The organism is Aureimonas sp. OT7, assembly GCF_014844055.1.
Lineage (GTDB): Bacteria > Pseudomonadota > Alphaproteobacteria > Rhizobiales > Rhizobiaceae > Aureimonas > Aureimonas altamirensis_A.
Map to the genome: position 1 here is coordinate 14,648 of NZ_CP062167.1, position 11,893 is coordinate 26,540.

The following is an 11,893-nucleotide window of genomic DNA, read 5'->3' on the forward strand; positions in this document are numbered from 1 at the left end:
GGTCGGTGCCGGCAGGACCGGCCTGGGGATGGAATTACAGGTTTCAATCCCGTATCAGGCAAAGAGGGCGGTTGAAAGCACCGAACGGTTGCCGCCCGTTCATTGCAGCGATCCACCCGCCGGTTTCATGTCCCTGATCCTCTCAATCATCGTTCCCGTCTTCGGTTTGATCGCACTCGGCTATGGGGCCGGCCGCGCCCGCCTGCTGCCGAACTCCGCGCCCGAGGCGCTTTCGGCGTTCGTCTTCGTCGTGGCGATGCCCACGGTGCTGTTCCGGACCCTCGCCACCGCACGCTTCGACGCCGGCAATCCGCTGGCGCTGTGGATTTCGTACTTCGCCGGCGTCATCGTGGTTTTCGGGCTCGGCATGCTGGTGGCGCGCCGGCTGGGCCGCAGCGACCGCCGCGCGGCCGTTATTGCCGGTGTCGGGGCGAGCTTCTCCAACCTCGTCTTCGTCGGCGTTCCCATCGCCACGCTGACCTACGGCCAGGAGGGCCTCAGCGTCCTTGCCATGCTGCTGGCGGTCCATCTGCCGCTGATGATGATGGGGTCCACGCTCCTCATCGAGCGCGCCGCGCTTCTGGATGCGCGCGAAGACGGGTCCGAAGCCGGGCAACGGCTTCCGGTTGCGGACATCGCGTTGCGGGTGGGGCGCAACCTCGTCAAAAGTCCGCTCATCCTGGGCATTTTCGCAGGGCTGGCCTTCCGCCTGACCGGCCTGCCCCTGGCGGGCCCGCTGGGGGAAATCGTTACGCTGATGGCCGGTGCGGCCGGGCCCGTGGCGCTGTTCTCACTGGGCCTGACGATGACGCGCTTCCATGTCCGGGGCGACATGCCGGTGGCGTTGGCGATATCGGCGCTGGCGCTCGTCGTCCAGCCGGTCGTCGTCCTTGGCGTCGGCGCGCTGCTGCTGCCGCGCGAATGGCTGGCGCTGACTGTCGCGATGGCGGCCTGTCCGTCGGGCGTCAACGCCTATCTTTTCGCCACCTACTTCCGCAGCGGCGAAGGCATCGCCGCCACGGCCATCGTCATGACGACGGCCCTGTCCGCCGTCAGCCTGACGGTCTGGCTGCTTCTTCTTGCATAGGCGGCAACCCGACCATCCGGCGGATGTCGGCTGGCGTCATGCCGGCCGCGCGAAACGTCGAGAGCGCAACGGAATCCAGGCTTTTCGACAATTTGCGTCCCTCGGCATCGAGGATGAGATCGTGATGATGGTAGACGGGCGCCGGCAGGCCCAGCAGCGCCTGCAGCACCCTGTGCACCGAGGTGGCGGGCGCCAGGTCGCGTCCGCGCACCACATGGGTTATGCCCTGCAGCGCATCGTCGACGACCACCGAGAGGTGATAACTGGTCGGGACATCCTTTCGCGCCAGGACCACGTCGCCCCACAGCGCCGGCTCGGCGACGATCTCGGCTTCACCGTCTTCGCCGCCGGTTTCCACGAAGGACAAGGCACCGACGCGCCGGATCGCCTCCGCCATGTCCAGTCGCCAGGCATGGGGTACGCCATCGGCGATGGCCGCGCGGCGCTCGTCCTCATTCATATGGCGGTCGAGGCGCGGATGGAGCGGCGCCCCGTCCGGATCTCTCGGATAGGGCAAGCCCGTCTTATCTTCCGCAGCGGCGGCAAAGGCCCTTATGTCGCCGCGCGTCATGAAGGAGGGATAGGCCAGCCCGTCGTCGGCCAGCGCCATGAGGGCGGCCCGGTAGTCCGCGAAATGCTCGGACTGCCGTCGAAACGGCGGAGGCGGCAGCACGCCGAGAAAGGCGAGGTCGTCCACCAGCGCGGCCTCCAGCGCGGGCGTGCAGCGGGCCGTATCGATATCCTCCAGCCGCAGCAGCAACGTGCCGCCGGCTTTTGCAGCCATGTCGGCGTTGATGAACGCGCTGTAGGCGTGGCCGAGGTGCAGCGCACCGTTCGGACTGGGAGCGAAGCGGAATACGGGCGCCGCGTTGGACTGGACCATGACTCCTCTTATCTTAAGCTGCATGATTCGAAGTCCGGATGATATCAGCATAGGGCTCGACGCCCTTGCCGCCATGGACGAGCGCCTTGCGCCCGTCATCGAAAAGGCGGGCGCGCTGCCACTGCGCGCCGGCGATCCGGGGCTGCCTGGCCTGGCCGCAACGCTGATGGGGCAGCAGGTCTCGCGCGCCAGCGCCACGGCGATCACCACCCGCCTCGCCGGCCTGGTGGACCTGAACCACGCGCCGTCCATCCTTGCACTCGACGATGCGGCGTTTCGCGCCGCCGGCCTGTCGCGGGCCAAGGAGCGTACGCTTCTGGCCATCGCCTCGGCGGTCATCACCGGCGCACTCGATTTCGAGCGCATCGCCGGCGCCGACAGCACCGCCGCCATCGCCGAGCTTACGGCCGTTCCCGGCATCGGGCCGTGGACGGCGGAGTGCTACCTTCTCTTCTGCCTCGGCCGCGAGGATGTCTTCCCCGCCGGTGATCTCGCTCTGCAGGTGGCGGTGGCGCACGCCTTCGGAATGGAGGAGCGCCCACGCGACAAGCCCTTGCGGGCGATGGCGGAGCTGTGGTCGCCGCACCGCTCGGTGGCGGCGCGCCTTTTCTGGGCATATTACGCGGCCGTCACCCGCCGGGACGCCACCCCTCTTGCGCTGCAACCCGCCGGAAAGAGCCTGTGAATCCGTCCGCATGCCCTGTTCGTGCGGCTTCACAAAGCCGACATGATGCGCCACGATAGTGCCACAGCGAATTCTTCGGGCACGAGCATCGTATCATCGCAGGACCGGATTCGATTTTGCGAGATGCTGCTTCGGTAGAGGAGACCATCCTTGACGATCGCGGTGCATCCCGGTCTGACTCCGGCTCTGGTATTGAACGCCGATTTCAGACCGCTCAGCTATTACCCACTCTCGCTCTGGTCCTGGCAGGATACGATCAAGGCGGTCTTCCTGGACCGCGTCAATATCCTGGCCGAATACGACGTCGCGGTGCATTCGCCGTCCTTCTCGATGCGCCTGCCTTCCGTCGTCTGCCTCAAGACTTACGTCAAGCCGGCGCGGCACCCTGCCTTCACCCGGTTCAACGTCTTCCTGCGGGATCGTTTCCAGTGCCAGTATTGCGGCTCGCCGCACGACCTGACCTTCGATCATGTCATTCCACGCTCGCGCGGGGGGCTGACCACCTGGGACAATGTCGTGGCGGCGTGCTCTCCGTGCAACCTGCGCAAGGGGGGTGCCATGCCGCAGGATGCCGGCATGTTCCCGGCCCAGAAGCCCTTCCAGCCGACAGTCCACGAATTGCACAACAATGGGCGGATGTTTCCTCCCAACTTCCTGCACGAGAGCTGGCTCGACTATCTCTACTGGGACACGGAACTGGAGCCCGAATAGGCCTTAGATGCGTCGCAACGCCGTTCGGAAAGCCGCGAAGGCAAGGAATGCGGCGGCCAGCACGTTCCAGCCGGCCATGGAAAGGCCGAGGACGCGCAAGGCAGCCTCGCTGCAGGAGGGCGGGCGCACCGCATCCATGCTGGCCAGGAGATCGCCCGTCAGGTCCATAGCGGCGCCGGCGGCACAATCCGCCGGCCCGGGCCAGAACCCCCATTCGACCCCGGCGTGATACGCGCCCAGCGCCAGCGTCCAGAGCATCAGGAGGCCGATGAGGGCGAACAGGCCGCGTATGGCGGCCTGCGGCAGGCGAACCGACACCGCCGCTATGGCGGCGATGCCGACACCCAGGCCGATATAGTACGGCGTCCGCTGTTCCAGGCAGAGAGCGCAGGGCATGTAGCCCCCTACATGCTGGAACAAGAGGGCGGTGCCCACCACGGCCCCCATTGCGAGGGTCAGACCGACGGCGGCGACGCCCTGTCCGGCTTGCGACTGTGCCATGCTGCACTCCACGATATGTCGCGGATCGCGATAGCATGGCCGCCGCGCACCGGCAAAGGGTCAGTTGGCGGTTGCCAGCGCCGCGTCGTAGCGTTGGGAAATCACGTCCCAGTTGACCACGCCCCACCATGCCGACAGATATTCCGGACGCCGGTTGTTGTACTTAAGATAATAGGCGTGCTCCCACACATCGTTGCCGATGATGGGCGTTCCCTTATCCTCCGCCACGTCCATCAGCGGATTGTCCTGATTGGGTGTGGTCGTGATCTCGAGCTCGTTGGCGTCGTTGACGATCAGCCACACCCATCCGGAGCCGAAGCGCCCGGCTCCGGCCTGGTTGAAGGCCGTCTTGAAGGCTTCCATATCGCCATAGACCGCCTCGATTGCCGCAGCGAGTTCCTCTGACGGTTCCCCGGCCGCATCGGGTGCGGCCATGCTTTCCCAGAAGAACGTATGGTTCCAGTGGCCACCGGCATTGTTGCGGACGGCAGCCGGATAGGTTCCGGCATTGGCCACGAAATCCTCCAGCGTCACGCCCTGCAACGCCTCGTCCTCGGCCACGGCCTTGTTGAGATTGTCCACATAGGCGCGGTGATGCTTGTCGTGATGAAGCGTCATCGTCTCGGCGTCGATGACGGGGTCCAGGGCATCGACCGCGTAAGGCAGATCGCCAAGCGTGAATGGCCCTTCGGCCTTGGCCGCGTCCTGCGCAATGGCGGGACCGGCCATCAGGCCGGCGACGATCAGGGTGGGCAAGCCTGCGAGTTTCAGCATGTCGAAGTCCCTTTTGTGCTGCGCGTATCCGCATTGGACCGGGGAGCTAGGGCGCGGCGTCGATCCGCAACCGGACATGGCGCCGCAGGGCGAACACACTTGCTTGAATGTGCGTTTCTGTATCCGCGACCGGGACCGCTTGGCAAAGTCTCGCGTTGCACTTACAGAACGCGGTCGAAAGGATGCCCATGGTTGAGAATGCCGAGGACGGTGGCGCACCGGGGGCGATTCCCTCCTTTGCCGACCGTTGTGCACGGGAGGCGATCCATATCCCGGGCAGCATACAACCGCATGGCTTTCTGCTCGTCGTCGACGGCACGTCGCACGCCGTGATCGCAGCCAGCGCCAATGCCGGGATGCATCTGCGGATGCCCGGCGGGGTCATCGGCGCGCAGCTCGTCGACCTCCTGCCGCAGGCGCGACCCGTCCTCGCACTGGACGCGAGCGAGCCACCGGACGGGCCGGCCACCTTCGGTCGCGTGGACCTCCATGGCCGGACTTACGAGATGCTGGCACATTGGAGCGGCCGGTTCATCGTCGTGGAACTGGAGGAGACGGATGCCGAAGCGGCCGGCTCGCTCGATACGCTCTATCCGCAGATCCGCCGGTTCGTTTCGGAAAGCCGCAGCCATTCCACCCTGGAAGAGCTCAACGCAGCAGCGGCGCGCATCGTCCGCGCGCTGACCGGCTTCGACCGCGTGCTGGTCTACCGCTTCGACGATCACTGGAACGGCACCGTCATCGCCGAGGACGGCAACGGCAAGCTACCCTCCTATATGGACCTGCGTTTTCCGGCTGCCGACATCCCGGCGCAGGCGCGGGAGTTGTATCGCCTGAACCGGCTGCGCATCATTCCGGACGCCGCCTACGAGCCGGTGCCGCTTCTGCCGACGGAGGCCGGGCCGATAGACCTCAGCTACTCGGCTCTGCGCAGCGTTTCGCCGGTGCATATCGAATACATGCGCAACATGGGAACACCCGCATCCATGTCGATCTCGCTGATCGAGGGCAACCGTCTGTGGGGCCTGATCTCGTGCCATAACGCCACGCCGCGGCGGGTGCCCGCCCACGTGCGCATTGCCTGTGACTTTCTCGGACAGGTCGTCGCCCTGCAGATCGGGGCCAGCCTGCGCAGCGAGGAAACCGCCCAGCGCGTGGCACGCCATGCCATCGAGGCGCGGCTTCTGTCCGCGATGGCATTGAGCAGCCGGTATTCGCAGGGGCTCTCGGAAAGCCCGGAGGATCTTCTGGCACTGACCGATGCGGCCGGCGCCGCCGTCGTGACGAACGATCTTCTGGAAATGGTGGGCGACACCCCCGGCGAGGACGCGATCCGCGATCTCGTCGCCTGGTTGTTCCGCACGCAGTCGCACGACGAGGTGTTCTCCACGGAGTCGCTCGCCGAGATCATGCCCCGTGCACAGGCTTACGCCGCCAAGGGCTCCGGCGTGGCGGCCATCTCCATCTCGCAGCTCCATCCGAGTTACGTACTTTGGTTCCGACCCGAGCAGGTCCAGACGGTGCGCTGGGGCGGCGACCCCCGGAAGACTACCGACCCGCGTCAGGAGCGGCTGAACCCGCGCACGTCCTTCGAGATGTGGAAGGAAACGGTGCATCGTCGGTCCGCCCCGTGGACCCCGGTGCAACTGGCAGCCGCCGCCAGCCTGCGCAACGCCATTGTCGGGATCGTGATGCGCAAGGCAGAGGAGATGGCGGGGCTGACGGAGGAACTGCGCCGAAGCAACCGCGAGTTGGAGGCCTTCTCCTATTCGATCAGCCACGATCTGCGAGCGCCGTTCCGACATATCGTGGGCTTTGCCGAACTGCTCAAGGAAAGCTCCGCGATCGGCGACGACAAGCGCGCTGGCCGCTATGTCGACACCATCATCGACTCGGCATTGTCCGCCGGTCGCCTCGTGGACGATCTCCTGGGATTCTCGCAGATGGGGCGCTCGAAGCTCGTGCCGGTCCGCGTGGAGATGAACCGGCTGGTCGGCGAGGTGCTGCGGATGCAGAACGGCGAGACCGGCGACCGCCGCGTCGACTTCACGGTCGAGGACCTGCCCACCGTCGACGGCGACCCGATCTTCCTGCGGGCGGTTTGGCAGAACCTCGTCGGCAACGCGATCAAGTACACGCGCGGCACGGACCCGAGCCACATCACAATCGGTGCGCAATCCGGCGAGGACGAGGATATCTTCTTCATCCGGGATGACGGCGTCGGTTTCGACATGGAGTATGTCGACAAGCTGTTCGGCGTTTTCCAGCGTCTGCACCGGATCGAAGACTACGAGGGCAGCGGCATCGGCCTCGCCAATGTGCGTCGCATCGTCGACAGGCATGGCGGCCGCACCTGGGCCGAAGGGTCGCCCGGCAAGGGCGCCACATTCTATTTTTCACTTCCCCGCCTGACGGAGGGCGACTGATGCCGGATATCAAGCCGATTCTGCTTGTCGAGGACAATCCGAACGATCTGGAACTGACCCTGCATGCCCTGGAACGCAGCCTCCTGGCGAACGAGGTCGTCATCGCGCGCGACGGCGCCGAAGCGGTCGACTGGTTGAAACTGGCTGGCGCGCACAAGGGCCGCGTGGCCGGCGATCCGGCGGTCGTTCTGCTGGATCTCAAACTTCCCAAACTGGACGGGCTCCAGGTACTCGAACGCATCAAGACCGACGCCGACCTGAAGCATATTCCGGTCGTCATGCTGACTGCCTCCAAGGAGGAAAGCGACCTGGTGCGCAGCTATTCGCTCGGCGTCAACGCCTTCGTCGTCAAGCCGGTGGATTTCAAGGATTTCTTCAAGGCGATCCAGGATGTCGGCGTATTCTGGGCGATCCTGAACGAACCGCATCCACCGCGGCGGCGCGAGCAGGCGATGAAGGTCACGGAAGTATGACGCCACCGCTCGGCGCCACACGCGTCCTCAATCTCGAAGACAGCGACCTCGATGCAGCCCTGATCGAGGAGCATCTGCGCCGTGCCGGTATAGCCCACGAAACGCAGCGCGTCTGGGACAAGGCAGCCTACCTTGCGGCGCTCGAGGCCGGGGACTTCGACCTGATCCTTGCAGATTATCGGCTGCCGAGCTTCGATGGATTGTCCGCGCTGGAGCTGGCGCGCAGCCATGCCCCCGACGTCCCCTTCATCTTCGTGTCGGCGACGCTGGGCGAGGAAGTGGCGATCGAGGCGCTCAAGAAAGGGGCTACGGACTACGTCATCAAGTCCCGCCTGGGACGCCTCGGCTCCTGTGTGGCCAGGGCCCTCAGGGAGGGCAAGGAACGGCGCGCCCGCGAGTTCGCGGAGGAGGAGTCCATCAACACGCGCAGGCGCCTCAGCGCCGCGCTCAGCGTGGCAGAAATCGGCACTTTCGAATGGATACTCTCCGACGACACGGTGATCCTCGACGAGCGTTCGCTTGAAATCCTCGGCCTCGACGGCGCAGCCGTGCGCCTTATGGAAGAGTTCAAGTCGATCATCGCGCCAGGCGATTTCGCGCGCGTGCGGGAGGCGGCCTATGCCGGCCGGGGCACGCGCGAACGCTTCGCCGTCGAGTTCCGGGTCGAGCACAGACATGGCCTGGTGCGCGACGTGGCGGCGGTCGGCGACTGGTTCGGGGTCGAGGGGGGCAGCAACGAGCGCGGCATCGGCGTCCTGCAGGACGTGACGGACCAGAAGTCCACGCGCGAGCGGCAGGCCATCGTGGTGCGCGAGTTGCACCACCGGGTCAAGAACAGCCTGTCCACCGTACAGTCCGTCATCAACTTCACGCTCAAGACCTCGCCGGACATGGCGGCTTTCCGCGACGGCATTTCCGCCCGCATCGCCTCCCTGGCCCGCAGCCACGCCCTGCTCACCAACGATCAATGGCGCGGCATTCTGCTGCGGGAGGTGATTTCGTCGGAACTGGCGGCCTATGACGATGGTTCGCGGATCAGGTTATCGGGGCCATCGGTTTACCTGCCATCCGAACTGGCGGTCTCCTTTTCCATGGCGATACACGAACTGACGACGAACGCCGCCAAGCACGGTGCGTTGACCACGCGGGACGGAGTCTTGGCGATCGATTGGTCCATCGACCGGGAGGACGAGGTGGATATGCTGGAGATAGTCTGGCAGGAGAGCGGCGGTCCGCCCATACTCGGTGCGCCGACACGCAAGGGCTTCGGCACGACGCTGCTTCAGCGCCTCCTGACGATGCAGATCGGTGGAACCGTGGTATCGACCCTTCCGCGAGATGGGGCGCGGGTGGTCATCCGGGCGCCGTTGACGGATGTCTCACCCTCCCCGATGGGCGATGCGCGTGCAGGCTTCTGACATGAAGGACCTGTGGTCGGGCAAGCGCGTTCTTGTCGCGGAGGACAACCCGCTCGTGGCGATGGATATCGAGGATACGCTCCTGGCGGTCGGTGCGCAGGTGGTCGGCCCCGTGGCCGCGGCGGCGGATGCCGTCAGCCGTTGCCTGAACGGACCGCTGGATGCCGCCATCCTCGATTTCAACCTGCATGGAGGGCCGGTGACGCCCGTCCTTGAAATCCTGTGGGAGCGCTCGGTTCCAATGGTGATCTGCACCGGCGCGGGCCTGCCGCAGGAGGTCAGTTCGCGCTTTCCCGGCCTGCGCGTCTGCCTGAAGCCGGTTGGTCCGGATACGTTGCTGACCCGCCTGAGCGAGGCGCACGAGGCGGTGACGGCGGGTCGCTGACCCGGGGCCTGTCAGATATCGAGGCTCACGACGATTGGAACATGGTCCGAAGGCCGCTCCCATCCCCGCGCGGCACGCAGGATCTCGACCGAGGCCAAGTGCGGCGAAAGATCAGGGGAAGACCATACATGGTCGAGGCGGCGGCCCCTGTCGGCGGCGGTCCAGTCCTTCGCCCGGTAGCTCCACCAGGTGTAGACCTTCTCCGGCAGCGGCAGCGCCTGCCGTACGAGGTCGCTCCAGCCCCCTTCGGCGATCACCCGCAGCAGGCCGTCCGTTTCCACCGGCGTATGCGACACGACCTTGAGGAGCTGCTTGTGCGACCAGACATCCTCGGGGAAAGGCGCGATGTTGAGATCGCCGACCAGGATGGACGAGACGCCCGGCTCTCCGGACGCACGCATGGAACGCATCTCGTCCACGAAATCCAGCTTGTGCCGGAATTTGCGGTTGATTTCCGGGTCCGGCTCGTCGCCCCCGGCCGGGACATAGAGGTTGTGCACCCGTATGGCACGCTCCCCCACCGCGATCCTTGCAGAAAGATGGCGCGCATCGCCAACGGCGCAATAATCCTGGGTAACGACGTCGTCGAAGGGCAATTTCGACAGCGTGGCGACCCCGTGATAGCCCTTCTGGCCGTTCAGCGCGATGTGCCTGTAGCCCAGTTCCTCGAAGCGCTCGCACGGGAACAGGTCGTTCGGGCATTTGGTCTCCTGCAGGCACAGCACATCGGGGGCCGCCTCCACGATCAGCCGTTCGACGATCGGCATGCGCAGCCGCACCGAGTTGATATTCCATGTTGCGATCTTGAAGGCCACGGGCGTTAGCACACTTTTCGGGTTCGGGCAGACAGGCCCCTTATGGACAAGGCACCCTGTCGCATCAACCCGCCGGAGGTGACATGTTCGAAGGCTTTGAAACGCGCAAGGTGGACGGGGCGGGCGCCGAGATTCACATGCGCATCGGCGGCGACGGGCCGCCTTTGCTCCTGCTGCACGGCTTTCCGCAGACCGGCGCGATGTGGGCGGGGATCGCGCCGGCCCTGGCACGGCGCTTTCGGCTCTTCGTTCCCGACTTGCGGGGTTATGGCCAATCCTCGACCCCGGACAGCAAGAACGGCTCGGCCTATACCAAGCGCGTCATGGCGCAGGACATGATCGCCGCCATGCAGGGGCTGGGCCACCAGCGCTTTGCCGTCGCCGGCCATGACAGGGGCGCGCGGGTGGCGTACCGGATGGCCCTGGACCACCCGTCGACAGTCACGCGACTGGCGGTTCTCGATATCCTGCCGACGGCCGAAGTATGGCGGCACATGAACGCCGAAGAAGCGCTCGGAACCTATCACTGGATGTTCCTTGCCCAGCCGAACCCCATGCCGGAGCGGCTGATCGGCAACGACGCGGTCTTCTACCTGGACCATACGATCACAAGCTGGACGAAGTCGCATGCGCTGGCGCCCTTCACCTCGGAGGCGCTCGCCGAATACAGGCGCAGCTTCGCACGGGGCGAATACATCCATGCGGCCTGCGAGGATTACCGGGCCGGAGCCACGGAAGACCGGAGGCTGGACGAGGAAGACCTGGCATCCGGCCGCCGGATCGCCGCGCCGACGCTGGCTTTGTGGGGCAGCCACGGCATTGCGGCCGCCGTCGGCGACGTGCTTGCCGTCTGGCGCGGCTGGTGCGAGAATGTCGAGGGTGAGGGCGTCGACTGCGGCCACTTCGTCGTGGAAGAAGCGCCCGAGCCGGTGACGCGGGCGCTTGTCTGCTTCTTTTCGCAGCGCGGCTGAATCAGCCGCGCGTCTGCCCCATGGCGATGGAGTTGTAGGGGATCACGAAGACCGAGGGGTCGATGCGCACCCCTTCCTGCACATCGTAGATCATCACCGTCGTGTCCTTGCCCTGGGCGTCGCGGATCGTCCATTGGCGCAGATCGTTGGTGTTGGGATCGAACATCATGGTGATGCGCGAATTGCCGAAGACGGACTTGTCCCCCATGACGATGGTGGTCAGGTCCGGGCCTTCCTGGACGTTCTGGATATTGGCGCCCGACAGGTCGATGCGCCTGTCGAGCAGCAGCTTCATCGGCGTCTTCGACAATGGATACAGATCCCACGTGTTCATGCGGCGGTTGTTCACGGCCACCTGGCTGCCATCCGCGATAACGCGTAGCGGCTGGCCGCTATAGTCGAAGCGGATCTTGCCCGGACGCTCGATATAGAACTTGCCCTCGGTCTGGTTGCCGGCGGCGTCGAACTGTACGAAGCTCCCGGCCATCGACTGCACGGACGAGAAGTGATCGGCCACGCGCTGCGCCACGGCGCCGGCGGACTGCGCATAGGCAGGCGCGGCCATGGGCAGCGACAGGGCCGCAGCCAGGGCAAGCGCCCGGATCGGAAGACGATTTCGCGGCCTTTTCGACACAAGTCGATTCCACATGGAGCTTACGGTCCTTTTGTCTCTGGCGTCCCTGCCCGGGAAAGGATTCTGGATAATCCTGGCCTCGGGCAGTATTGAGGCGCGTCATTCCCCCTCTTCATCACAAGATGGGGAC

At 65.5% G+C, this 11,893-nt stretch carries 13 protein-coding genes; 8 read left to right on the top strand and 5 right to left on the bottom strand.

The annotated features are described in order from the left end of the window. The first annotated feature begins 127 nt into the window (after positions 1-127). Complete coding sequence (locus IGS74_RS00090) at positions 128-1,087, top strand: AEC family transporter (protein WP_192388591.1); 960 nt, start codon at positions 128-130, stop codon at positions 1,085-1,087. On the opposite strand, the gene gluQRS is transcribed toward IGS74_RS00090, so the two are convergent. Then, complete coding sequence (gene gluQRS / locus IGS74_RS00095) at positions 1,053-1,970, bottom strand: tRNA glutamyl-Q(34) synthetase GluQRS (RefSeq protein WP_246722774.1); 918 nt, start codon at positions 1,968-1,970, stop codon at positions 1,053-1,055. The genes IGS74_RS00090 and gluQRS overlap by 35 nt on opposite strands. 22 nt (positions 1,971-1,992) lie before the next feature. Between gluQRS and IGS74_RS00100 the strand changes: the two genes are divergently transcribed. Then, positions 1,993-2,655 carry a DNA-3-methyladenine glycosylase gene (locus IGS74_RS00100; protein ID WP_192388595.1) on the top strand — a complete coding sequence of 221 codons (663 nt, stop codon included), beginning with the start codon at positions 1,993-1,995 and terminating at the stop codon, positions 2,653-2,655. Positions 2,656-2,805: 150 nt separating this feature from the next. Continuing rightward, positions 2,806-3,366 (top strand): HNH endonuclease, encoded by a 561-nt coding sequence (locus IGS74_RS00105; RefSeq protein WP_039195984.1) that lies wholly within the window; start codon positions 2,806-2,808, stop codon positions 3,364-3,366. A 3-nt stretch (positions 3,367-3,369) separates the two neighbouring features. Here the strand turns inward: IGS74_RS00105 and IGS74_RS00110 are convergent, their stop codons facing one another. Both IGS74_RS00110 and IGS74_RS00115 read right to left on the bottom strand, forming a co-directional pair. Next, positions 3,370-3,867 (bottom strand): disulfide bond formation protein B, encoded by a 498-nt coding sequence (locus IGS74_RS00110; protein WP_192388597.1) that lies wholly within the window; start codon positions 3,865-3,867, stop codon positions 3,370-3,372. Between the two features lie 60 nt (positions 3,868-3,927). Continuing rightward, complete coding sequence (locus IGS74_RS00115; protein ID WP_281413026.1) at positions 3,928-4,641, bottom strand: superoxide dismutase; 714 nt, start codon at positions 4,639-4,641, stop codon at positions 3,928-3,930. A gap of 188 nt (positions 4,642-4,829) precedes the next feature. Here IGS74_RS00115 and IGS74_RS00120 point away from each other — a divergent pair, with 188 nt between their 5' ends. Genes IGS74_RS00120 through IGS74_RS00135 form a run of 4 tightly spaced genes read left to right on the top strand, consistent with a single transcriptional unit; the run spans position 4,830 to position 9,343 of the window. Continuing rightward, positions 4,830-7,067 (top strand): ATP-binding protein, encoded by a 2,238-nt coding sequence (locus IGS74_RS00120; RefSeq protein ID WP_192388598.1) that lies wholly within the window; start codon positions 4,830-4,832, stop codon positions 7,065-7,067. Continuing rightward, the gene (locus IGS74_RS00125) at positions 7,067-7,540 is read left to right on the top strand and encodes a response regulator (RefSeq protein ID WP_192388599.1); all 474 of its coding nucleotides are present in this window, start codon (positions 7,067-7,069) and stop codon (positions 7,538-7,540) included. The genes IGS74_RS00120 and IGS74_RS00125 overlap by 1 nt, the downstream gene beginning before the upstream one ends. Continuing rightward, complete coding sequence (locus IGS74_RS00130) at positions 7,537-8,958, top strand: HWE histidine kinase domain-containing protein (RefSeq protein WP_192388600.1); 1,422 nt, start codon at positions 7,537-7,539, stop codon at positions 8,956-8,958. Before IGS74_RS00125 ends, IGS74_RS00130 begins: the two co-directional genes overlap by 4 nt. Then, entirely contained in the window at positions 8,945-9,343 is a 399-nt protein-coding gene (locus IGS74_RS00135) for a hypothetical protein (RefSeq protein ID WP_206688200.1), read from the top strand. The genes IGS74_RS00130 and IGS74_RS00135 overlap by 14 nt, the downstream gene beginning before the upstream one ends. 11 nt (positions 9,344-9,354) lie before the next feature. Here IGS74_RS00135 and IGS74_RS00140 read toward each other — a convergent pair whose 3' ends face one another. Next, positions 9,355-10,158 (bottom strand): exodeoxyribonuclease III, encoded by an 804-nt coding sequence (locus IGS74_RS00140; protein WP_192388606.1) that lies wholly within the window; start codon positions 10,156-10,158, stop codon positions 9,355-9,357. An 83-nt stretch (positions 10,159-10,241) separates the two neighbouring features. Between IGS74_RS00140 and IGS74_RS00145 the strand changes: the two genes are divergently transcribed. After that, positions 10,242-11,129, top strand: a complete 888-nt coding sequence (locus IGS74_RS00145; RefSeq protein ID WP_192388608.1) for an alpha/beta hydrolase — start codon at positions 10,242-10,244, stop codon at positions 11,127-11,129. Position 11,130: 1 nt separating this feature from the next. Here IGS74_RS00145 and IGS74_RS00150 read toward each other — a convergent pair whose 3' ends face one another. Next, complete coding sequence (locus tag IGS74_RS00150; RefSeq protein WP_192388610.1) at positions 11,131-11,778, bottom strand: outer membrane lipoprotein carrier protein LolA; 648 nt, start codon at positions 11,776-11,778, stop codon at positions 11,131-11,133. Between the last annotated feature and the right edge of the window lie 115 nt (positions 11,779-11,893).

What these genes read in the sequence shown, in the direction of transcription:
- IGS74_RS00150 (WP_192388610.1), bottom strand. Translation starts at nt 11,778, where the DNA reads ATGTGGAATCGACTTGTGTCGAAAAGGCCGCGAAATCGTCTTCCGATC.
- IGS74_RS00130 (WP_192388600.1), top strand. Translation starts at nt 7,537, where the DNA reads ATGACGCCACCGCTCGGCGCCACACGCGTCCTCAATCTCGAAGACAGC.
- IGS74_RS00125 (WP_192388599.1), top strand. Translation starts at nt 7,067, where the DNA reads ATGCCGGATATCAAGCCGATTCTGCTTGTCGAGGACAATCCGAACGAT.
- IGS74_RS00110 (WP_192388597.1), bottom strand. Translation starts at nt 3,867, where the DNA reads ATGGCACAGTCGCAAGCCGGACAGGGCGTCGCCGCCGTCGGTCTGACC.
- IGS74_RS00090 (WP_192388591.1), top strand. Translation starts at nt 128, where the DNA reads ATGTCCCTGATCCTCTCAATCATCGTTCCCGTCTTCGGTTTGATCGCA.
- gluQRS (WP_246722774.1), bottom strand. Translation starts at nt 1,970, where the DNA reads ATGGTCCAGTCCAACGCGGCGCCCGTATTCCGCTTCGCTCCCAGTCCG.
- IGS74_RS00100 (WP_192388595.1), top strand. Translation starts at nt 1,993, where the DNA reads ATGATTCGAAGTCCGGATGATATCAGCATAGGGCTCGACGCCCTTGCC.
- IGS74_RS00120 (WP_192388598.1), top strand. Translation starts at nt 4,830, where the DNA reads ATGGTTGAGAATGCCGAGGACGGTGGCGCACCGGGGGCGATTCCCTCC.
- IGS74_RS00145 (WP_192388608.1), top strand. Translation starts at nt 10,242, where the DNA reads ATGTTCGAAGGCTTTGAAACGCGCAAGGTGGACGGGGCGGGCGCCGAG.
- IGS74_RS00115 (WP_281413026.1), bottom strand. Translation starts at nt 4,641, where the DNA reads ATGCTGAAACTCGCAGGCTTGCCCACCCTGATCGTCGCCGGCCTGATG.